The following is a 22,430-nucleotide window of genomic DNA, read 5'->3' as shown; positions in this document are numbered from 1 at the left end:
GTTTGCATTAGGATTTGGAGCAACGGCTACCGGTCAGGACTCACGGGCGGCCGGAACAAATTCTACGGCGCTCGGTCAGGACGCGAATGCGACACAGACTAACTCAACGGCTACCGGTCAGGACTCACAGGCGACCGGAACAAATTCAACGGCTCTCGGTCAGGACGCGGAGGCGAGCGGCGTGGACTCATTGGCGCTTGGTTCCGGGTCGCGCGCAACGGGCAGGGATTCCATCGCGATTGGCGTGGGAGCCACCGCGAGCGAAGTGGGAGCAATAGCGATTGGCAGAAACGCAACAGCGAGCGGCGTGAACAGTATTGCGATTGGCAGAGATGTAAGCGCAAGCGAGGACGCATTTGTGTTGGGTCTTAATTCATCGGCAAGCGGCAACGGTTCGCAATCAATGGGCGTGGACTCAACTTCAACGGGAGAATTTTCAACGGCGGTTGGCTTTAATTCGCTGGGCGCCGGAGACAACTCAACGGCATACCGGCGCGCATTCACAAGCGGGCGGGGTGGATTCAACCGCCATAGGCCACACCGCGCTGGCAACGGCAAACAGTTCAACGGCGCTCGGTCATAGCGCTAACGCGTCCCGCGCAAAATGCATCGGCACTCGGTGAAAACGCGAGCGCGGTCGCTATCAGCGCGACTGCGGTGGGACAGAGCGCGACCGCGATAGGATTTGAGTCAACGGCGCTCGGTCAAAACGCCAACGCGGGCGGCTCCAGATCAACGGCGATTGGTCAGAACGCGCGGGCGACCGGACAGGAATCAGCGGCGCTGGGACAGTTATCCGAGGCGAGCGGATTGAGATCCACGGCTCTCGGTCAGTTCTCGCGAGCGACCGAATTTGGCGCAACGGCGGTGGGTCAGTTCTCACGGGCGACCGGAGTCCGCTCAACGGCGGTTGGTCAGGCGGCGAACGCGAGCGGAATAGATTCAGCGGCTTTTGGTCAGGACGCGGTTGCGACCGGAATAGCATCAACGGCGCTTGGTCAGTTCTCCACCGCGAACGGGGATTACACTGTGGCGGTTGGTCAGAGAGCGAGCGCGGGGGGCGAGGGCGCGACATCGGTGGGTGAGTTAGCCAACGCGAGCGGAGGAAATTCATCGGCTTTTGGTCAGGGCGCGGTTGCGACCGGAATAAATGCATCGGCTTTGGGTCAGGCGGCGCGGGCGAGCGGAGTGGACGCAACGGCGGTTGGCCGGTTTGCGGACGCGACCGGGGATAAATCAACGGCTGTCGGCGCGGACGCGATAGCGGATGAATTTGGAACAACGGCGCTCGGCGCGGATTCGCAGGCGACAGGATCGGGGGCAACGGCTCTTGGTCAAAGAGCGCGGGCGACCAGAGTGGAGTCCACGGCTGTTGGTCAGAACTCGCTGGCGTCCGGAGACCAGTCAACGGCTCTCGGCAGAATCGCACGGGCGACCGGAGAAAGCTCAACGGCGATTGGTCAAAACTCGCAGGCGAGCGATGATAGAACAACGGCTCTCGGTCGGAACGCGAGGGCGGTATCAACAGCATCAACGGCGATTGGTCAGGGCGCGTTTGCGGAAGGCGGCGGCGGAGATCCGCTCGCTTTTGGCGGCGCAACGGCTGTCGGTGATTTTGCGAATGCGGTCGGACAGTCTTCAACGGCTCTTGGTCAGAGCTCGCAGGCGCTCGCAGGTTTTTCAACGGCTCTCGGACAGGGCGCGCGCGCAACCGAAACAGGCACAACGGCTGTCGGTTCAAGCGCGAATGCGACCGAACTTTTCGCAACGGCTGTTGGTACGCTTGCGCAGGCAACGGAAGAGCGGTCAACGGCGCTTGGTCATCTCGCGAATGCAACGGCGGGACCGAATTCAACGGCTGTCGGTCAGGGTGCGCTGGCGCGCGGGTGGAGCACAACGGCTATTGGTCAGGGCGCGATGGCATTGGGCGGGACGGGCGCCTCGCCCGGAAGATCAACGGCTGTTGGTCAGCGCGCGCGAGCGTTAGCAATAGCATCAACGGCTCTCGGTTATAACGCGATTGCGGACGGAGAACAATCGGCGGGAGGTATTGGCGGCGCAACGGCTCTCGGTGATAGCGCGCACGCGACCGGAGAGCTTTCAACGGCTGTCGGTTATTTCTCGCGTGCGACCGAAGAGTTTACAACGGCTGTCGGTTATCTCGCGCACGCGTCCGGAATATCCTCACTAGCTATCGGTGTTGAGGCGAATGCAACGACAACGGGTGCGGTGGCTGTCGGTCCGTTCGCGAATGCGACCGGAGTGAACTCAACGGCTATCGGTACGCTCGCAATGGCGACCGGAATCAGTTCAACGGCGGTTGGTCGGAACGCGAGGGCGTCTCTGGCTTTCACAACGGCGGTTGGTCAGGACGCGTTTGCGGCAGGATTTACTTCAACGGCTGTCGGCGCGATTGCGCACGCGGGCGGCTCGCAGACATCGGCTTTCGGTCGTGAGGCAAACGCGACCCAGTCTAATACAACGGCTATCGGTTCGAGCGCACGGGCGGCCGGATTGGACTCAACGGCGCTCGGTCAGCTCGCGATTGCCACGGGAAGAACTTCAACGGCGCTCGGTCAGAACGCGCAGGCGACCGGAGGCAGTACAACGGCTGTCGGTCAGGACGCGCGGGCGGTTCTACTGGACGCAACGGCTGTCGGGCATTTCGCGCGGGCAACAAAATCGGAATCAACGGCTATTGGTCAGCGCGCGCTGGCGACTGGAGATTTTTCAACGGCTCTGGGGCGGGGCGCGGAAGCGACCGGATTTGGCGCGGTGGCGACGGGTCGGTCTTCACGGGCGACTTCACATTCCACAGTGGCTGTCGGTATGTTTTCAAACGCGATAGATACAAGGTCATCGGCACTCGGTCATTCCTCGCTTGCGTCCAGAGTGAACTCAACGGCGATTGGTCAGCTTTCGCAGGCGACCGGAATAAACTCTACGGCGCTCGGTCAGGACGCGCAGGCGACCGGCATTGACTCATTGGCGCTTGGTTCCGGGTCGCGCGCAACGGGCAGAGATTCCATCGCGATTGGCGTGGGAGCCACCGCGAGCGGCGAGGCGGCAATAGCGATTGGCAGAAACGCGGAGGCGCGCGGCAGGAACAGTGTGGCGATTGGCAGAAATCTGCGCGCAACGGGACATAACACATTTGTCGCGGGGCTTAATGTATCGGCGGTTGGCAACGGCTCGCAATCAATGGGCGTGGACTCAACTTCACTGGGAGATTTTTCAACGGCGGTTGGCTTTAATTCACTGGGCGCCGGAGACAATTCAACGGCATACGGCGCGGATTCACACGCGGGCGGGGTGGATTCAACCGCCATAGGCCACACCGCGAACGCAATCACGGACAGGTCAACCGCGCTCGGTCAGAACTCGCTCGCATCGGGAGCGGGCGGAGCAACGGCGCTTGGTCAAAACGCGGTTGCATCGGGAGCGGGCGGAGCAACGGCTGTCGGTCAGTTCGCGCGGGCGACAGGATTTAGAACAACGGCTCTCGGTCAGAGCGCGGAGGCGAGCGGAGACAGAGCAACGGCTATTGGTCGCAACGCGCGAGCGACTGCGCTGGCATCAACGGCGATTGGTCACAGCGCGTTTGCGGCCGGAGACAGAGGAGTCTCGCTGGCTTTTGGCGCCTCAGTGGCTGTCGGTGATTTTGCGAATGCGACAGGAGGCTCTTCAACGGCGATTGGTCAGGGCTCGGTTGCGACCGCTAACAGAACAGTGGCTGTTGGTCAGGCCGCGTTTGCGACCGGAGAGAGCTCAACGGCTATCGGTCAGGACGCGAACGCCATCGCAGTGAATTCGGTGGCTCTCGGTTATAGCGCATACGCGGGAGCAGCCACTTCAACGGCTCTCGGTACGCGCGCAAATGCAACCGGACCGGGCGCAATTGCTATCGGTGACAACGCGCAGGCGAGCGGAAGCTTTGCGTCAATGGCTATCGGCAAGGACGCGGTGTCGAGCGTAGCAAGAGGAATAGCTATTGGTGAGGGCGCGCAGACGACCGGAGGAGACAGAGCAGTGGCTATTGGTTGGCGCGCGCGTGCCACCGGCGGAAGTACGGTAACCGGACGGGGCAGCTCAACGGCTGTCGGTGATTTTGCTGAGGCAAGCGCAATAAGAACATCGGCGTTTGGTCAGGGCGCTATTGCGGACGCAGATTTTTCAACGGCTCTTGGCTCGTTCTCGGAAGCGCGGGGCATCGGAGCAACGGCTGTTGGTTATGACGCGGTTGCGACCGGACATAATTCAACGGCTCTCGGCTCGCTGGCGAATGCGATTGGAGTTAATTCAACGGCTCTTGGTGGGTTCGCGTTTGCGCACGCGGCAAGATCAACGGCTGTCGGTCAGGCGGCAAATGCGACCTCAGAAGATTCAACGGCTCTCGGTCAGAACGCGATTGCATCGGGAACCGGCGGAGCAACCGCGCTTGGTCAGGAATCGCGCGCCGGATTTAGAGCAACGGCTGTCGGTAAGGGCGCGCTTGCGACCGGAGACAGAGCAACGGCTCTTGGTCGCGGCGCGAGAGCGGTTGCGCTGGCATCAGTGGCTATTGGTCAGGGCGCGTTTGCGGCAGGAGACGGCGGCGACCCGCTGGATTTTGGCGCCTCAGTGGCTATCGGTGATTTTTCGAATGCGACCGGACAGTTTTCAGTGGCTATCGGTCAGGGCTCGGCGGCGACCGCTACCAGAACAACGGCTGTTGGTCAGGCCGCGTTTGCGACCGGAGAGAGAGCAATAGCTATCGGTTATCAAGCGAACGCCGTCGGAGCTTTATCAACGGCTGTTGGTACGCTTGCGCATGCAACGGGAAGAAATTCAACGGCGCTCGGTTATTTAGCGAATGCGACTCAGGAAGATTCAACGGCTCTCGGTCGGGGCGCGGAGGCGACCGCATTAAGAGCAACGGCTCTCGGTCAGAACGCGCAGGCGAGCCAGGAAGATACAACGGCTCTCGGTCAGCGCGCACGGGCGACCGGATCCAGATCAACGGCGGTTGGCGCGAACGCGGAGTCTTCCTCAGTAAGATCAACGGCTATCGGTAGAGACGCGCGGGCAACGGCAATAGCATCAACGGCGATTGGTCAGGGCGCGTTTGCGAGCGGAAGCTCAACTCCGCTGGATTTTGGCACCGCAACGGCTGTCGGTGATTTTGCGAATGCGACAGGAACGTCTTCAACGGCGATTGGTCAGGGCGCGACCGCGACCGGAGGTTTCTCAACGGCTGTCGGTCAGACCGCATACGCGACCGGGACGTCCACAGCGGCTTTCGGCGCAAGAGCGAATGCGGTCGGAATTTTCTCAACGGCTCTCGGTGTGCTTGCGCGTGCAACGGGAGAAAATACAACGGTGGTTGGTCATATCGCGAATGCAACGGGACTGAATTCAACGGCTGTTGGTCAGAACGCTCAGGCGACCGGAAATATGTCCGCAACGGCTCTCGGCACGGAAGCGAAGGCGACCTCAGACAATTCATCGGCTTTGGGCGCAAACGCGAGCGCGACCGCTATCAGCGCAACGGCGGTGGGAGAGAGCGCAACCGCGACCGGATTTGAGTCAACGGCGCTCGGTCAGAACGCCAACGCGGGCGGATCCAGATCAACGGCGATTGGTCAGAACGCGCGGGCGACCGGAGGGGAATCAGCGGCGCTGGGACAGTTGTCCGAAGCGAGCGGATTGAGATCAACGGCTCTCGGTCAGTTCTCACGCGCAACCGAATTCGGCGCGACTGCGGTGGGACAGTTCTCACGCGCAACCGGAGTCCGGTCAACGGCGGTTGGTCAAACGGCGAACGCGAGCGGAATAGATTCAACGGCTCTTGGTCAGGATTCGGTTGCGACCGGCATAGCGTCAACGGCGCTTGGTCAGTATTCCACCGCGAACGGGGATTATACGGTTGCGGTTGGTCAGAGAGCGCGCGCGGGCGGCGAGGGCGCGACATCGGTGGGTGAGTTAGCCAACGCGGACGGAGGAAATTCATCGGCTTACGGTCAGGGCGCTGAGGCAAGTGAGGCAAATACAACGGCGATAGGTCAGGGCGCGCGAGCGAGCGCGGCGAATGCAAGTTCTTTCGGTCGCCTCGCGGACGCGACCGGAGCGAATTCAACGGCTCTGGGTCAGAACGCTCAGGCGACCGGCGATGACTCATTGGCGATTGGTCATGAAGCGAAAGCAACGGGCAAAGATTCCATCGCGATTGGCGTGAACGCGCTCGCGGAAGGTGAAGCGTCCATCGCGATTGGTAGAAACGCCGAAGCGATTGCGGCGAACAGTGTGGCGATTGGCAGAAACATACGCGCAGAGGGCAACGGCTCATTTGTGGCGGGCATAGATTCAAAATCAAACGGTCAGGGTTCGCACTCTTCGGGTGTGAACACATCGGCTACCGGAAACTTCTCAACGGCAATCGGTTACAGAGCCGAAGCCGTCGGAGATAATTCAACGGCTTTCGGCGCGTATGCATACGCGGCGCTCACGAACACAACCGCCATCGGTCAGAACGCGCAGGCAACGGGCTTTCACGCAACGGCGCTCGGTCAGGACGCGAGCGCGACCGGATTTTTCGCAACGGCTCTCGGACAGGAAGCGAACGCGAGCGCAACCTCCACAACGGCTGTCGGTCGGAACGCGCACGCGACCGGAAGGTTCTCATCGGCTTTCGGTGCGGACGCCAACGCAAGCGAATTCCAGACAACGGCTCTCGGACAGACCTCGTTCGCGACCGGACACAGATCAACGGCTGTCGGACAGCGCGCGAACGCGAGCGCCGGCAACACAACGGCGGTGGGACAGTTAGCGCGCGCGACCGGATTTGAGTCAACGGCGCTCGGTCAAAACGCCAACGCGAGCGGATCCAGATCAACGGCGATTGGTCAGAACACACGGTCGAGCGGACAGGAATCAACGGTTGTGGGACAGTTGTCCGAAGCGAGCGGATTGAGATCCACGGCTCTCGGTCAGTTCTCACGCGCAACCGAATTTGGCACAACGGCGGTTGGTCAGTTCTCACGCGCAACCGGAGTTCGGTCAACGGCGCTCGGTCAAACCGCGAACGCGACCGGACTGGATTCAACGGCGCTTGGTCAGGACGCGGTTGCGACCAGAACAGCGGCAACGGCGGTGGGTCAGTTCTCCACCGCGAACGGGGATTACACAACATCGATTGGTCAGAGATCGCGCGCGGCGGGAGAAGCCGCGACATCTCTGGGTCAGGCCGCCAACGCGCTCAAAGGAAATTCAACGGCGGTTGGTCAGGGCGCGAGCGCGGCGGGAATAAATTCATCGGCTCTCGGACAGGCATCATTTGCGTCTGAAACGGACACAACGGCGATTGGGCGGGCTTCCCGCGCGCTCGCAGTGAATGCAACGGCGGTTGGTGAGAGGGCGCGGGCGAGCGCGGTTAATTCAACTTCGCTCGGCAGAAGCGCGGACGCGAGCGGAGCGAATTCAACGGCTGTGGGTCAGAATTCCACGGCAAGCGGGACGGACTCATTGGCGGTTGGACATGAAGCCAAAGCAACGGGCAGAGATTCCATCGCGATTGGTGTGAACGCGCTCGCGGAAGGCGAAGCGTCCATTGCGATTGGTAGAAACGCGGAAGCGATTGCGGACAACAGTGTGGCGATTGGTAGAAACATACGCGCAACGGGCATCGGCTCATTTGTGGCGGGTATAGACGCAAAATCGGACGGCGCGGGTTCGCACTCTTCGGGTGTGAACACATCGGCTACCGGAAACTTCTCAACGGCAACAGGTTATTTTGCCGAGGCAAAGGGAAACGACTCATCGGCATACGGCGCACACGCATTCGCGGAGTTTGATAACACAACCGCCATCGGTGAGAACGCGCAGGCAATACATCTTCTCACAACGGCTGTCGGTCAGGACTCAACCGCGAGCGGATTTTTCGCAACGGCTGTCGGACAGAACGCTCTGGCGAGCGGAACGAAAACAACGGCTCTCGGTCACGTTTCGCGGGCGACCGGATCTCACTCAACGGCTCTCGGTCAGGAAGCAAACGCGTCCACATTGCAGGCAACGGCTATCGGTCAGAGCGCGACAGCGAACGGTCAGAGAGACGCAACGGCTGTCGGTCAGCGCGCGCTGGCGTCCGCAATATTTACAACGGCTCTCGGTCAGGACGCACGCGCGACCGCGGATCGTGCAACGGCTCTCGGTCAAATCTCGCGGGCAACCGCAGAAAACTCAACGGCGGTTGGTCAGTTCTCGGAGGCGACCGCGGTGAACGCAACGGCTCTTGGTCAGAAGGCAAACGCGACCGCGCTGAACACAACGGCTCTCGGTCAGATTTCGCTGGCGGATCAGGTGAACGCAACGGCTGTCGGTCAGAAGGCAAACGCGACCGCAACGGACGCAACGGCTGTCGGTCAGCGCTCGCTGGCGGATCAGGTGAACGCAACGGCTGTCGGTCAGCAGGCAAACGCGACCGCAGTTAACGCAACGGCTCTCGGCAGACACTCGGAAGCGAGCGGAGCGAATTCAACGGCTCTCGGTCAGAACGCGGAGGCAAGCGGCACGGACTCATTGGCGGTTGGACATGAAGCGCGCGCAACGGGCAAAGACTCCATCGCGATTGGTGTGAACGCGGAAGCGAAAGGCGAGGCGTCCATTGCGATTGGTAGAAACGCCGAAGCGATTGCGGACAACAGTGTGGCGATTGGTAGAAACATACGCGCAGAGGGCAACGGCTCATTTGTGGCGGGTATAGATTCAAAATCAGAGGGTTTGGGAGCGCACTCTTCGGGTGTGAACACACAGGCGACCGGAGACCTTTCAACGGCGACAGGTTATTTTTCCGAAGCCGCCTGGGACAGAAGCACGGCATACGGCGCGCAATCATTCGCGAACAGCCACAACGCCACGGCGATAGGTCAAAACGCATACTCCGCCGGGTATAACTCAACGGCGCTCGGCAGAGACTCCAGTTCAATCGGCACAAGAACAAGCGCAATCGGCGCGGACACAAAAATCGCGCGGGACGGCACGCAATCATTCGGAGATGACGCGGACGGAAGCCGCGAGTATGCGCGCGGTGAAGAATTTGGAACGGGAACGCCCGAAGAGGCGGACTTGACCTACAAATACACAGGTTTGGGACTCTACGAGGAAAAAGCGTTTTACACGGCGAACTCAACGGACACGGCAAGCGCTCAAACGCCAATTGGCACGGCGGATCGTGCCCCTACCACCGTTACACAGCCCGGATTGCCGGAATACACCAGCCGGACAACGCACGATTCCACTTTGGGCGCTTTCTCCCAGAGGAAAGACAGAGGCGTTGAGACGGGCGGCGCCACGAGGATAACCACGGTTCTGCCGGACGGAACGGTTCAGACGGCGGACTTCGGGTTTGACGGAATTGACGATGTGATTGGAAACACCGAAGGAAGTGAAACTTTCTTGCAGAGGGTTAAAACCGAAAGGGCGACAGTTGCCGCCACCGATACCACCACGGACGCCACCACGGACGCCAAAACGGAATATCTCGCGGCTTTGGACAGTTACATAAGAGATCAGGCAATCAGGAAACACGATGAGATTAACGCGGACAGGGACAATTTGAAGGACCTGCAAAACGCGTTCGCCATTGTTACCAGAGGCACGCCATATTCGCAGACGCAGATTGAGAATTTGCTTTCATTGCGTCCCGACCCGACCCCGACCGGCTCATTGCTCGGACGGACGGCGTATTCATACGAAGCGGTCGGAGCGTCTGACTTCCAGCGCCAGCGTTGGGCGGACACCGGCGGCACCGATCACCCGCTTGGCGACCGTTACTTCTCTCTGAACGACCAGTTGCTCTACAAAAGAGCCCGTGAAAGTTATCAGGAGGCGATAAGTTCGGTTGCCAATAAGGCGCTTGGGGTTGACGGCAGTCTGACAAGCGGAAGGGCGATAGACCGGACGGGCGCGCTTTATGACCAGCGGAGATTCTACCTCTCGCAGGAGATAAACGGCTTTGATGTGCGCGGAGTTCTTGGAGACGAGAGCGCGCTTACTCAGACCGCCACGCAGTTGAGGGATACTGTGAGGTCTTACGACTTCAACGGAGACGGCTGGGTTAGCAGAAACGAAATCACGGTTGGAGTCGCGGACAGCACGGTGAACGAGAAAATCGCCATTTACAGATACTTGACCAGTAACGCGCCCGATGTTCAGACCCTTACATCGCAGGATATTGATGAAGGCACCAACGTTAGAGAGTTGCAGATAATTAATGACTACATCGCCGCCGGCACCGAAGACACGGACGAAAGGCGCATAAGGAACGTTGATGAGTTCCTGACCGAGGAAGGGCAGTCATTGCTCTCCGATGAAACGCTTGCCGCTCTGGGCAAAACACCGCTCGGAAGTGATCCGAAAAGATATGGCGACCTGTATGAGCGGAACGCCTGGACGCAAGACAAAATTGACTATCTTGAAGAAGAAGTGGAGCGCCTGGGCAGAGGAGTCGCGATGGCGGCGGCAATCAGGTCAACCCACGTTGAACCCGGCAAACGGCTTGGAATGGATTTGAACTTCTCCGAATACAGGGGAAATTACGGTATATCCGGAAGTGTGGCGATGCGGCTGAACGACAAGATGCAGTTCCACTTCGCGGGAGCCACGACAAGCGAGTTTGATGAAAGACTGCTTAGAACCGGCTTGAACTTCCAGTGGTAGGGAACTGTTAGCGGGTTTCCCGCGAAGGTTCAAAGGGTCAAACTGTCAGAAAAGGGAAATAGGGGTTACTTGCGTTCCGCAAGCCGCGCTACAAAAATTCCCGCTTCGTAGAAAATCACAATCGGCAAAAACAGGAACATCATTGAGGTCGGGTCTGTTGTCGGCGTAATAACGGCGGACGCAAGCGCGCCAATGACATAAGCGTATTTCCGCGAGGCGGACATTGTCCGTGCGCTCACAATTCCCCAGCGCGAGAGGAAAAATGACACAAGCGGGAACTCAAAAACAATTCCGAAGCCCAGACACATTGTTAGAAGGAATGAAAGGGTTTGCCCCAGAGACGGCATCGCGACAACGAAGTCCGAAGAATGCTCCGTGAGCAGAAAAACGAGCGCGCGCGGCGCGACAACACTGTGGCAGAACAGAACGCCCGAAAGAAAAAGCGCGGTTCCGAACAGCACAAAAACGGTCAGCCCCTTTTTTTCAGCCGTCTTCAAACCCGGCGCGATAAACCGCCAGGTTTTGTAGAGAATGAACGGCGAGGCGAGCACAAAAGCGGTGAACAGACAGGACGCGACCAGAGCGGAAAATCCCTCGGAGGGTTTTGTAAAAATGAGCGTCTGCTCCCCCGCAAGCGCGTCCACCGCCGGAGAGACAATTATCCTCAACAGGGGGAAACGGAAGAACGTATAACACGGAATAAACAGCGCGGCGACCACGAGCGCGGACTGTAAAACAACGCTTCTCAGCTCGGAAAGATGTTTTAGAAAAGGCGCTTTTGTGTCATCACTCATTAGAGCTTCACGCCGATTGACAAAGGAAGCGGCAGACCGCATACTATACCCCGTTTTGACCGTTCCGCCACTCACTCCTTTGAATCCGCGCGTTTATAAAACCGTTTTCAGCGATGTTTTTTAAGGATTAAGGTGAAAATACTTGTTACAGACGGCATCGCCCCGGAGGGCGGAAAAATGCTTGAAAATGCTCCCGGAATTGAAGCGGACATTCGTTCGGGCGTTGAGGCGGACGAACTTAAAAAAATCATCAAAAACTATGACGGAATTGTCATTCGCAGCGCGACCACGCTTACGGCGGAGTTGATTGAAGCCGCGGACGGTTCGCTCAAAGTGATTGGCAGGGCGGGCATCGGCATTGACAATGTTGATATTGACGCGGCGACCCGAAGCGGAATTGTTGTTATGAACACGCCCGAAGCCAACGCCATAACGACCGCCGAACACGCAATCGCGCTTATGTTTGCGCTCGCGCGGAAAATCCCGCAGGCGCACAGCTCCACAGCGGCGGGAAAGTGGGAGCGCGGAAAATTCAAAGGTATGGAACTGTTCGGCAAAACGCTGGGGCTTATCGGGCTCGGCACAATCGGCAAACTTGTTGCCGAACGGGCTGTCGGGCTCAAAATGAACGCGGTCGCCTACGATCCGTTTCTCTCTCCCGAAGCGGCGGAAAAAATGGGAGTTAAACTCACAGACTTTGACGAGACGCTCGCATCCGCCGATGTTCTCACAATTCACGCGCCGCTGACTCAGCAGACGAAAAACCTTATAAATTCCGAAGCGATAACGAAGATGAGGGACGGCGCGATTTTGATTAACTGCGCGCGCGGCGGCATTGTGGACGAGGAGGCGATGAGGGACGCGGTGGCGGGCGGCAAATTGGCGGGCGCGGCTCTTGATGTTTTTGCGACCGAGCCGCCGGAGCCCGGAAGCGCGGCGCTTGAAAACGCGGACAAAATGGTTTTTACGCCGCACCTCGGCGCTTCCACACAGGAGGCGCAGGAGAAAGTTGGCGCCGCAATAGCGCGGCAGATTATAGATTTTTCAAACGGCGTTGTGAAAAACGCGGTGAATATGCCCTCGCTTGACGCGCTTGAAGCCGAAGCGATGGCTCCCTACATCAAACTTGCCGAAAAAATGGGCTCTTTTCTGGGGCAGACCTGCGGCGGCGCGAGAAAGGTGAAAGTGGAATACGGCGGCGAAATTGCGGAATTGAAAACGCGCGTTTTGATGCTTTCCGTTCTCAAAGGCATTTTGTCGCCCGTTATGGACACGGTTCTAACCCATGTGAACGCGCCGGTTATCGCGAGCGAGCGCGGCATTGAGATAGTTGAGTCCACAAGCACCGAATCGGGCGAATACAAAAATCTTCTGACGGTTTCGGTGGAAACGATTGAAGGCGGGAAAAAAACCGTTTCGGGCGTGATTTTCGGCAGAGAGAAACCGCGCTTTGTTTCCGTGGACGGAGTTTCACTTGATGTTGAGCCGGAGGGAATTTTGCTTATAAGCGAAAACCACGACGAGCCGGGCATCATCGCCGCGATGTGCGGAATTATCAGCGTGGCGGGGGTCAATATCGCGCGTATGCATCTGGGGCGCGAGAAAGTGGGGGGAAGGGCGATTGTTTTCACAAGTGTTGACTCCCATGTGTCGGACGCGGATATGGAAAAAATCTCCTCTCTCAAAGGAATAATCTCAATTATGCAGGTAACACTTTGAGCGGCAAAAACCCCATTGTTCTCCCGCAGGGGGTAAAGGATTTTGTGCCGAGCGAGGCGGGTGGCGTTCAAAATGTGGAGAGCGAACTGCTTGATGAGTTTGTCAAGTGGGGCTACAAGCACGTTATAACGCCGCTTTTTGAAAATCTTGAAACCATAAACACCGGGCTCAGCGAGGACCTGAAATCGCGGGTTTTGAAGTTTGTTGACCCTTCAACGGGCGATGTGGTTGCCCTGCGCCCAGACATAACTCCCCAGATAAGCCGGATTGTCGCCACGCGGATGAGCCCCCTGAAAGAGCCGCAGAGATTGTGTTATTCGGGCAGAGTGGTGAGGTTTGAGCGGGAATCAAGCGGCAGGGGGAGAGAGGTTTTTCAAGCCGGATGCGAACTTGTCGGCGCGAAAAACCTTACGGCGGACGCGGAGATTATGGCGCTTTCCGTGAGCGCTTTGCGCCGTTTGGGACTCGGTTCCGGGCTTGTTCTTGACATAGGGCATTCGGGGGTTTTGCGCGCGATTGAAAAGATGTGTGGAAGCGAAAGCAAACGCGTTCGCGCCGCGCTTGAAATGAAATCCAAACACGCCCTTTCCGATGCGCTCGGCGCGGCGCGCATATCCGCCTCGGAAAGAAAGGTGATTATGGAATTGAGCGAGACGCGCGAGGCGGACAAAGTTTTGCTCGTTATGGAAAAACTTCCGGCTTTGAAAAGACTCACTTCCAAGATCCGCAAAATTATGGAAGTTCTTGAGGAGCATGAAATCGGCTGCGATATATGGGTTTATGCGTGCGATGTGCGCGATTTGAATTACTACACTGACGCGACTTTTCAGATATTGCATGAGAGTTCGCCGACCCCTCTGATTGTGGGCGGCAGATATGACAACCTTGTAAAACGTTACGGATACGACACTCCGGCGACCGGTTTTGCCGCCGACGTTGAGGGCATCGTGAAAGTAACATCCAGGGAAAAGGGCGAACAGACGGTTCATTTTGTGGTCATACCGGCAAAGCCGTCTCTGCGCAAAGAAGCCATACGGCTGAGCAAGTGGCTGAGGTCAAACGGATTTCAGGTGATAACGGAAACCAGCCCGCGCCCGGTTTCTCCTCGCGGCAAAACGCCGCCCACCTACGGGGTTATCTCAATTGACAGCCCGACCAAACTGCGGCTTCTTGAGTCCAAAAGCAAAACCGTGAGGCGTTTTTCAAATCTTGAGGAGTTGATAGAAGGGGGTCTGTGATGCCCAATTTTGCCGTGGTGGGAACCCAGTGGGGCGATGAGGGCAAGGGCAGGGTTGTTGACCTTATCGCGGAAAAGGCGGACGTTGTTGTCCGTTTTCAGGGCGGCAACAACGCCGGACACACGATTATCACTGACAAGGGAAAGTTTATTCTGCATCATATTCCGTCCGGGATTTTGCGCGAAGGCAAGGTTTCGGTTATTGCGAACGGGGTTGCCGTTGACCCCGAAATTTTGCTTGGCGAGATAGATTCGCTGAACTCTTCGGGTTGCGCCGTTTCGCCCGAAAACCTGAAACTGAGCGGGCGCGCGCATGTGATTATGCCGTATCACACGGCGATAGACTCTCTGCGCGAGGGCTCCGCCGCGAAAAAAATCGGAACCACCAAACGGGGCATCGGGCCCGTCTATGAAGACAAATTCGCGCGCAGAGGCATAAGGGTGTCCGACCTTCTGGATGAAAAAAACTTCGCCGCGCGCCTTGACACCATTTTGCCCGAAAGAAACCTCTACATAACAAAGGTTCTCGGCGGTGAGCCGATTGACCGCGACCGGACATTTGATTCATACCGCGCTTTCGGGGAGCGGCTTGCGCCGTTTGTGGAAGACACCGCGCTTTTTCTGAACGAAATCGAGGCTTCGGGCGGCAGCATACTTTTTGAGGGCGCGCAGGGAACCCTGCTTGACATAGATTTCGGCACCTATCCGTATGTAACCTCGTCAAGCACGACCGTCGCCGGAGTGAGCGCGGGTTGCGGAATGAGCCCGAACTCAATCCATTTCACGGTCGGAATTGTCAAAGCGTATGCGACAAGGGTGGGCGAGGGTCCGTTTCCGACCGAAGACTATGGCGCGGACGGCAAAGCGATGGGCGAGCGGGGCGGCGAATTCGGTTCAACCACCGGGCGCAAAAGAAGATGCGGCTGGCTGGATATGGTAGCGCTCAAACACTCCATTTGCGTGAACGGCATATCGTCTCTCGCGCTGACAAAACTTGATGTCCTCAGCGGTTTTAAGAAGGTGAAAATATGCGTTGCCTATGAAATAAACGGCGCGCGAACATCGGTTTTCCCCCAGGACTCCGAAGATCTTGAAAACTGCGTTCCCATTTACGAGGAGATGCCCGGATGGGAACGGGATATTTTCGGGGCGCAAGCCGTTTCAGACCTGCCCGGTGAGGCGGGCGATTTTATAGAGCGGATAAAGACGCTTTCGGGAATAGACATAAGTTTGATTTCGGTGGGCCCCTCGCGCGAGGAGGCGATAATTATTGAGAACAACCTTTTTGACGGAGTTGCGGGTTAGGTTTTTTGAATGAATATGGAGCGGATAACAGACGAACTCATTTTTGAGAACAGCGATGCCGCCCGGCACCTGTTCGGAAGTCTCAACGGAAATCTCAACAGAATTGAAAAATTGTGCGGTGTAACCGTCAATTCGCGCGGTTCAAACCTTCTTATAAGCGGCCCCGCAGACAATGTGGAAGGCGCGAAGGATTTGGCGACCCAGCTTTACGAACTGATAACCGAGGGCTACAAACTCGCCCCCGAAGACTTTGAAAGCGGGGCGGAAATTGTTTCGTCAAAAGACGGGAAAATCAAAGATGTTTTTCTCGCCTCGCGCCCGATAGAGATAGGGGACAAAAAAATATCGCCGAAAACTCCGTGCCAGCGCGAGTATATTGCGGCGATTAGACACAACACGATAGTTTTCGGCACGGGTCCCGCGGGCACGGGGAAAACCTATCTTGCGGTCGCGGTCGCGTTGTCCGAACTGTCCGAAGGCAATGTCAGCAGAATGATTATCACAAGACCCATGCTTGAGGCGGGTGAAAGTCTCGGTTTTCTCCCCGGCGACCTTGAACAGAAATCCGACCCGTTTTTGCGCCCGTTTTTTGACGCCATTTATGAAATAGTGGGAATGTCCGCCGCGCGCCGAATGATTGAAAAGAAAATTATTGAGGTCGTGCCGCTTGCGTATATGAGAGGGCGCACTCTCAACGGCGCGTTTGTGATTCTTGACGAGGCGCAGAATACCACTTCGGCTCAAATGAAGATGTTTTTGACACGTATGGGGTTTAATTCAAAAGCCGTTGTTACGGGCGACACCACCCAGACCGATTTACCCGCCGGAAAATCTTCCGGCCTTGCCGAAGCCGAGCGGCTTTTCGGCGGAATGGAGGGCATAGAGATTACGCGCTTTTCAAGAAGGGACGTTGTAAGGCATCCGCTTGTGAAGAAGATTCTGGATGTTTATGACAAAGAGGAAAAACCGCGTTAGGGGATATTTCTATTCCCCAAGCGGCTGAATAAACTCGTAGTTCAGCGCTTTTTTCAGTTTTTCAGACGACACGATTTTGCCTTTCCCGCCTTTTTTGAACTCCGGCGCGGAGACTCCCGCTTTTGCGGCTTCGGCACGGTAGAAGTTGCTTCTCAAGGGGTGCGAGTCCGCGACCGCATTAAAGGTTTCGCGCCTTATGTCGCGCTCAATTATTTCGGCGGTGATTTTCACGCAGTCGTCCCGGTGTATGAGATTGACGGGCAGGTCGGGTCGGTCGGCGGCGGCGCGTTTTTTCAGGAATCGGCGCGGGTCTCTGTCATATCCGATAAGTCCGCCGAATCTCAAAACCGTCAAATCAAAATCGCCGCCCGCAAGAGTTTTTTCCATCTCCCTGAGCGCCGGTCCCGACGCCTTTTCAGGCACCCCCTTCTCAAAATCGTCCTCCGTTACCACTCCGCCAAGGTTGGCATAGACCGAGGTGGAACTGATAAAAATGACAAATTCCGCGCCGCCTTTTTCAAGCGCGCGCATGAGGGTTTTTGTCTGCCCCGCAAGGTAGTCCGCAATGTCTTCGCGTTTTTTCGGCGGGAAGTTCACCACCGCAACGGAGGATTGGAAAAACCGCTCCGCGCGGGGTTCGGAATCCGGCTCAACGGAGATGACAAACGGCTCGGCTCCCGCCGCCTCAATCGCGCCTGTTTTTGCGGCATCCGTGGTTGAGCCCCTGACCGCGTATCCTTTCCGCGCCAGATGCTCCGCGAGGGGCAGGCCGAACCAGCCGCACCCGAGGATTGACACGCTCTTTTTTTCAGACGCTCCCATTTTGCTTTTTCAGTTTGCGCTTTTTTCGTTTTTCGACGCTTTTTATGATGGCGAGTTTTTTATTGTTACTTGATGTTTTCCACGCCCGTATTTCAGCCACCGTTCTCATGCAACCGATGCACAGGCCGTTTTCAACCTTGCAGATATTGACGCACGGCGAGGCGGGTTTGCCGTTAGAGAGTGAAGGCACGTGCCATCTCCGCGTATTTTTCACTTGTTTTTTCCGCCACTTCCGGCGGCAACGCCGGGGCGGGCGGGTTTCTGTCCCATTTGATTGAGTCAAGGTAGTCCCGTACGAACTGCTTGTCAAAACTGTCCTGCACAGCGCCGGGTTTGTAATCCGCCGCGCTCCAAAAGCGCGAGGAATCAGGCGTGAGCATTTCGTCAATGAACATAAGACGCCCGTCTTTGCCAACCCCGAACTCAAACTTTGTGTCCGCTATGATGATGCCCGTCTCAAGCGCGTGGAGCGCCGCCTTTTTGTAGATTTTCAAACTCGCCGCGCGCGCGGCTTTCATGTTCTCCGCGCCCGCGATTTCACAAGCCCGCTCAAAGGTTATGTTCATGTCGCGTCCGCCTTGAGGGGCTTTTGTTGAGGGCGTAAAAATGGGTTCGGGCAATTTCTGCGACAGTTTCAACCCTTCCGGCATTTTGATTCCGCAGACCGTTCCGCCGCGCCCGTATTCCTTCCACGCCGAGCCGCAGATATGGCCCCGCACGATGCACTCAACCGGCAGGGGGAGGGCTTTGTGCGTGAGCATGCTTCTTGACCGCAGTGTGCTGAAATGCGGCGAAAGTTCGGGAGGGAAGTCCGCTTCATCGCTTGAAATAAAGTGATTGGGAAAGTCGTCCGCCATTTTTCTGAACCAGAATTCGGAGATTTTGTTGAGCGCTTCGCCTTTGCCGCGTATGGCGGTGGGAAGGATTGAGTCGTAAGCGGAAATTCTGTCCGTTGAAACCACAAGCAATGTTTTGCCGAGGTCGTAGATGTCTCTCACTTTGCCCCGTAAAGGCGGCGCGCCTGTTTCGGTGAAGTTTGTTTCCGTTACAACATCTCGGTCAGCGGATGGCATTTACCGGTTCTCCGATTATTTTATAAACTCTCCAGTAGCCCGCCACCAGACCGTTGCCGTCCGGCTCCGTTATGCGCTTGAGCCCTTGCGCGTTTTCAAGAATTTTGTTCATTTTTACCTCTCCGTCCGTTCGGGGCGTGTCTCTGACGAGAATCAAATCCGCGCCGTCAAACAGCAGAGGGACGGTTTTCGCCGGATTTTGAATCCCGCCTTTGAATAGTTTGTAGTATGCGGTGAAGCGTTGAGGGTCATTGTGGTAGAGAAAAAGGTTGTTCATTCCCGAAACGTAGTAGTTGTTTTTGTTGAAAAAGAACAGACCCGGAAAGTCGTCCCACGGGGCGATGACGACTTTGTTTTTGTCCGTCAGCGTTTTTACCATCTCCGCCATTTTTGAGTAAGAGCTCGGCACGGGAGCCTTCGGCGCTTCTTTCCGTTGCCGCCCCTTTATGAAAGGCAGTGAATAAACAAGGAAAATGAGCACGAACACGATTGGCAGAAACGGCTTGATTTTTATCCCCGTTCCGCGAATTTTAACGCCCGCCCGCAATATGGGTTCGTAGATAAGCGGCACCATTGTTGCCGACACCACAACGAAGATTTGAGCGAATTTCGCCCCGCCTTTGAAGGGGAGGAGGGCGAAAATGAAAACCGCCAGGAAAGCCGAGCCGATGATGCCGCCCGGTCCTGATTTGCGGCGCATATAAAAAGCGGTCGCCGCTATGGCGGGCAGCAAAAATCCGCCCAGAAAATGTTGGAGTTGCAAGCGGTGGAGACTCTGCCATTCCGAGCCGAAGAAGTCGCCGGGTTTAACAAAATCCGGACGTTCAAAAACCGTTTTTATCTCCCTTACTATGTGAAAAAGGTGATTGGGGAAAAACGGCGACAACACCATTCCCAGAGCCACTCCCGCGAAAAGCAGAAGGGGGATTTTGATTTTCAGTTTGCCGTCAAAAATCAGTTGCCCGAGAACTCTGCATGCGGCGAGCGGAACCATTATTATGAAACCCACATAGACATAGGACGCAAGCCAGCCGACGAAGAAAGCCCTGCGGTTGCTGTTTGACCACAGCGCATCCACAATCCACGGAAGCATTATTGAGAAAAGAGTGATTCCTTTTAGCGCGATTGTGTGCCAAATCATATTTGACGAGACGGTTATTCCGATAATAGTCCACATTACCGCGCCGCTGACTTTCCATTTTCTCAGGAACAGATAGAAGGAGAGTATTTGCAGGAACGCCATCGTCATTATGGTTGTTTTGAGCGCAATGATCGGGTCCTGGGACGGAATCAGAGAGTTGGTTATGCCCAGCAGCAAATGTTGCAAAAAATAGACGTTCGGGAAGTTTTCTCCGAGAACGGTGTATTTAAGCCACGGGAAATCCCACAGCCAGCCATTTTCCATATAGGCGATTCCGACTCCGAGATGATAGTAGGCATCGGGGTTGACCCAGTATTCTTCCCAGAACAGGATTTTTGCGAGGATAAAGGTGAGGATATAAAGGGGCGCCATTCTCACGAAGACCGTAAAAAGCGCTTCAAGCAGAAAACCCCTGCGGTTGTTCGCCTTCCCGCGCCGCTCTTTCAAATCGCCGTTTATTTCATACATCTCGACAAGGGTTGCCAGCATTGAGAGCGGACTCAGGCGCGACCCCGCTTTTTCACTCCAGCTTTTGAGCGGAACCTCAACCACACCGGAAGCGTCTTTTTCGGTTTCAATCCTGCCGATTATCTCAACATCAAAACCCCATCGCGACAGAAACGGCTCTTCAAGCGCTTTTGTGAGAGCGGGTGTTTTTCTGAAAAACTTCGCCCCGCACTGCGAATCGGATACGCGCTTTTTCAGAGCAAAAGACGCGATAACCGAGAACACGCCGCTTAAAAAACGCCGCGCGCCGGTTCGGGAGATGTTTTCAGATTGGGGCAAATTGCGCGAACCTATCGCCGCGCCCGCATCGGTGTTTTTCTCCAAGCCCGCGAACACTCTCGCCACTTCCTCCGGCGGAGTGGCGAAATCGGCGTCGCAAAATCCCACAATTTCCGCTCCCCGCTCCAGGCAGTTAAGCATTCCCGCGCGCACGGCTTCGGCTTTTCCCCCGTTGCGCTCAAGAATGAGAGTTTGAATGGACGGTGAAAGGGACGCTATCTTTTTTATAACGCGCGCGGTGGAGTCCGTTGAGCCGTCATCAACAAGCAGGATTTCCGCACCGTCTCCGAGTTCTTTCAGGGCTTGTAACGTTTTTTGTTCAGAAAGCCGGTCCTGCTCGTTATGGCAGGGGATTACCAGGGAAACGCCGCTCATTTTCCGGATTTTTCCTCACGGAAGTATTTTTCCACAATGTTGACCAGCCTCTTTGAGCCCGCGAAAATCGGAGTCGTCTGGTGTATTGAAGATGCCTCAATGTCAAGTATGCGCCCCTGTCCGGAGGTTGATTTCCCGCCCGCCTGCTCAATTATGAAAGACAGCGGGTTGCATTCATACAGCAGGCGAAGTTTGCCGCCGGGACGTTTGCGGGTCGGCGGATACATAAAGATGCCGCCTTTAAGCATATTTCTGTGAATGTCCGCAACCATTGAGCCCGTGTATCTGCACGAGTAGGGCCTTTTGGTTTTAGAATCGGGAGTGCCGCAGTATTCAATAAATCTTTTCACCCACGCGGGAAACTCGGACTGCAATCCCTGATTGACGGAATAAAAGGCGACTGAATCCGGCATTTTGACTTTATTATGGGAAAGGCAGAATTCGCCGATTGAGGGGTCAAGCGTGAAGCCGTCCACACCTTTGCCCGCCGTGAAAACGAGCATCGTTGACGAACCGAAAATTATGTAGCCCGCCGCTTCCTGCTCGCTTCCCGCTCTGAGAAAATCCTCTTCCACGCACGGTCCCGGGGTGGGCGATTTGCGTTTGTATATTGAAAAAATGATGCCCACCGTAACGTTTACATCTATGTTTGACGAGCCGTCAAGAGGGTCTATGGCGAGCACATACTCCGCGTTTTCGGAGTTTTTCCCCTGTAGCCTGATAAATTCGTCATTTTCCTCGGACACTATTCCGCAACACTCCCCGCCCATTTCAAGGGTTGAGATGAGCCGCTCATTGGCGAAGATATCAAGTTTCTGGGTTGCGTCTCCGTGGAAGTTTCTCTCTCCGGTTCCGCCGAGAAGCCCCTGCACAATTCCGGCTTTGTTTATCTCCCTGTGCATCAGTTTGGCAACAAAGACAATTTCCCTCAAAATGGTAAAAACGCCGCCATGGAAACTTTCTATTCCGAAGGTGGAGATTACGTGTTTGTTAAGGGTTGTGATGTGTTTCATTTGCTTTCAGATCCCCTGATAAGCGCCGTTTTTCCCACTCCTTTCCGCCATAAAGCCTCCGCTTCGGGATACAGAACGGAGTTTTGAGTGTTTACCTCGTCAATTTTTCCATTCAGGACGGAGACCGCCAAAAACGCTCCCGCAGACAAAACAAACGCCGTTGCGAGCGCGTCCGTGATTTTGAGAGCCCCGCCGGCGAAGGGCAACGCCCTGATAAGTTTCCACAAAACGGCAAGCAGAGCAAAAACCGCTACGGACACCGCCGCGAATGCAACCCACAGATTCTCCGCGAGCCCCGCAGTAACAACTTCGTCCGCTGAAATATAACCGACTCCCATTGCCGCCACCGCCGCGGCGAACCAAAAAGAGAGATGAATAAGCCCGCGTCCCGTTATTCCGAGACCGAATCCGGCAAGACAACAACCCCCGATTAAGATGTCAACCCAGTGCAAAAGTCCGTCCGTTTTCCCCGTGGGGCGATTCCCTCAAAGGCGTATC

Annotated in this window: 13 protein-coding genes and 4 pseudogenes; 10 read left to right on the top strand and 7 right to left on the bottom strand. The window is 56.4% G+C overall.

The window, feature by feature from the left end; all coding sequences use genetic code 11:
• Positions 1-58 precede the first annotated feature (58 nt).
• The 6 genes and pseudogenes from ACY430_RS01170 to ACY430_RS01145 form a co-directional block, all read left to right on the top strand.
• Positions 59-115: pseudogene (locus tag ACY430_RS01170) on the top strand (hypothetical protein); the annotation flags it as partial.
• Between the two features lie 27 nt (positions 116-142).
• A pseudogene (locus ACY430_RS01165) lies at positions 143-199 on the top strand (hypothetical protein); the annotation flags it as partial.
• Positions 191-325: pseudogene (locus ACY430_RS01160) on the top strand (hypothetical protein); the annotation flags it as partial. The pseudogenes ACY430_RS01165 and ACY430_RS01160, both read left to right, overlap by 9 nt.
• Positions 308-448 (top strand): annotated as a pseudogene (locus ACY430_RS01155) (hypothetical protein); the annotation flags it as partial. The pseudogenes ACY430_RS01160 and ACY430_RS01155, both read left to right, overlap by 18 nt.
• Positions 449-515: 67 nt before the next feature.
• Positions 516-623: a hypothetical protein gene (locus ACY430_RS01150; protein WP_462137076.1), complete on the top strand. Its 108-nt coding sequence runs from the start codon at positions 516-518 to the stop codon at positions 621-623.
• Between the two features lie 34 nt (positions 624-657).
• Positions 658-10,692 (top strand): hypothetical protein, encoded by a 10,035-nt coding sequence (locus tag ACY430_RS01145; protein WP_462137075.1) that lies wholly within the window; start codon positions 658-660, stop codon positions 10,690-10,692.
• Positions 10,693-10,757: 65 nt separating this feature from the next.
• Here the strand turns inward: ACY430_RS01145 and tatC are convergent, their stop codons facing one another.
• Complete coding sequence (tatC, locus tag ACY430_RS01140; protein ID WP_462137074.1) at positions 10,758-11,486, bottom strand: twin-arginine translocase subunit TatC; 729 nt, start codon at positions 11,484-11,486, stop codon at positions 10,758-10,760.
• Between the two features lie 132 nt (positions 11,487-11,618).
• Here tatC and serA point away from each other — a divergent pair, with 132 nt between their 5' ends.
• The 4 genes from serA to ACY430_RS01120 are packed head-to-tail and all read left to right on the top strand — an operon-like array spanning position 11,619 to position 16,722.
• Positions 11,619-13,205 (top strand): phosphoglycerate dehydrogenase, encoded by a 1,587-nt coding sequence (gene serA / locus ACY430_RS01135; protein WP_462137073.1) that lies wholly within the window; start codon positions 11,619-11,621, stop codon positions 13,203-13,205.
• A complete protein-coding gene (locus ACY430_RS01130; RefSeq protein WP_462137072.1) occupies positions 13,202-14,443 on the top strand; it encodes an ATP phosphoribosyltransferase regulatory subunit in 1,242 nt (413 codons plus the stop codon). The genes serA and ACY430_RS01130 overlap by 4 nt, the downstream gene beginning before the upstream one ends.
• Positions 14,443-15,747 (top strand): adenylosuccinate synthase, encoded by a 1,305-nt coding sequence (locus ACY430_RS01125; RefSeq protein ID WP_462137071.1) that lies wholly within the window; start codon positions 14,443-14,445, stop codon positions 15,745-15,747. The genes ACY430_RS01130 and ACY430_RS01125 overlap by 1 nt, the downstream gene beginning before the upstream one ends.
• A gap of 9 nt (positions 15,748-15,756) precedes the next feature.
• Positions 15,757-16,722: a PhoH family protein gene (locus ACY430_RS01120; protein WP_462137070.1), complete on the top strand. Its 966-nt coding sequence runs from the start codon at positions 15,757-15,759 to the stop codon at positions 16,720-16,722.
• 9 nt (positions 16,723-16,731) lie between these two features.
• On the opposite strand, the gene ACY430_RS01115 is transcribed toward ACY430_RS01120, so the two are convergent.
• The 6 genes from ACY430_RS01115 to ACY430_RS01090 are packed head-to-tail and all read right to left on the bottom strand — an operon-like array spanning position 16,732 to position 22,384.
• Positions 16,732-17,544, bottom strand: a complete 813-nt coding sequence (locus ACY430_RS01115) for an NAD(P)H-binding protein (protein WP_462137069.1) — start codon at positions 17,542-17,544, stop codon at positions 16,732-16,734.
• The gene (locus ACY430_RS01110) at positions 17,531-17,734 is read right to left on the bottom strand and encodes a DUF1289 domain-containing protein (protein WP_462137068.1); all 204 of its coding nucleotides are present in this window, start codon (positions 17,732-17,734) and stop codon (positions 17,531-17,533) included. Before ACY430_RS01110 ends, ACY430_RS01115 begins: the two co-directional genes overlap by 14 nt.
• A complete protein-coding gene (locus ACY430_RS01105) occupies positions 17,718-18,617 on the bottom strand; it encodes a phosphoribosylaminoimidazolesuccinocarboxamide synthase (protein ID WP_462137067.1) in 900 nt (299 codons plus the stop codon). The genes ACY430_RS01110 and ACY430_RS01105 overlap by 17 nt, the downstream gene beginning before the upstream one ends.
• On the bottom strand, positions 18,604-20,919 hold the full coding sequence (locus ACY430_RS01100; protein WP_462137066.1) for a glycosyltransferase: 2,316 nt from the start codon (positions 20,917-20,919) through the stop codon (positions 18,604-18,606). Before ACY430_RS01100 ends, ACY430_RS01105 begins: the two co-directional genes overlap by 14 nt.
• Positions 20,916-21,932 (bottom strand): class 1 fructose-bisphosphatase, encoded by a 1,017-nt coding sequence (gene fbp, locus ACY430_RS01095; protein ID WP_462137065.1) that lies wholly within the window; start codon positions 21,930-21,932, stop codon positions 20,916-20,918. The genes ACY430_RS01100 and fbp overlap by 4 nt, the downstream gene beginning before the upstream one ends.
• Positions 21,929-22,384: a hypothetical protein gene (locus ACY430_RS01090; protein WP_462137064.1), complete on the bottom strand. Its 456-nt coding sequence runs from the start codon at positions 22,382-22,384 to the stop codon at positions 21,929-21,931. Before ACY430_RS01090 ends, fbp begins: the two co-directional genes overlap by 4 nt.
• Positions 22,385-22,430: the final 46 nt, after the last annotated feature.

It is taken from the genome of Candidatus Mycalebacterium sp. (assembly GCF_977828045.1).
The sequence above is the reverse complement of the archived record's forward strand: the minus strand, read 5'-3'. Positions and strand labels throughout refer to the sequence as shown.

Excerpts from the sequence above, each read along its gene's own strand:
- tatC (WP_462137074.1), bottom strand. The coding sequence starts at position 11,486 with ATGAGTGATGACACAAAAGCGCCTTTTCTAAAACATCTTTCCGAGCTG.
- ACY430_RS01125 (WP_462137071.1), top strand. The coding sequence starts at position 14,443 with ATGCCCAATTTTGCCGTGGTGGGAACCCAGTGGGGCGATGAGGGCAAG.
- ACY430_RS01120 (WP_462137070.1), top strand. The coding sequence starts at position 15,757 with ATGAATATGGAGCGGATAACAGACGAACTCATTTTTGAGAACAGCGAT.
- ACY430_RS01115 (WP_462137069.1), bottom strand. The coding sequence starts at position 17,544 with ATGGGAGCGTCTGAAAAAAAGAGCGTGTCAATCCTCGGGTGCGGCTGG.
- ACY430_RS01105 (WP_462137067.1), bottom strand. The coding sequence starts at position 18,617 with ATGCCATCCGCTGACCGAGATGTTGTAACGGAAACAAACTTCACCGAA.
- ACY430_RS01100 (WP_462137066.1), bottom strand. The coding sequence starts at position 20,919 with ATGAGCGGCGTTTCCCTGGTAATCCCCTGCCATAACGAGCAGGACCGG.
- fbp (WP_462137065.1), bottom strand. The coding sequence starts at position 21,932 with ATGAAACACATCACAACCCTTAACAAACACGTAATCTCCACCTTCGGA.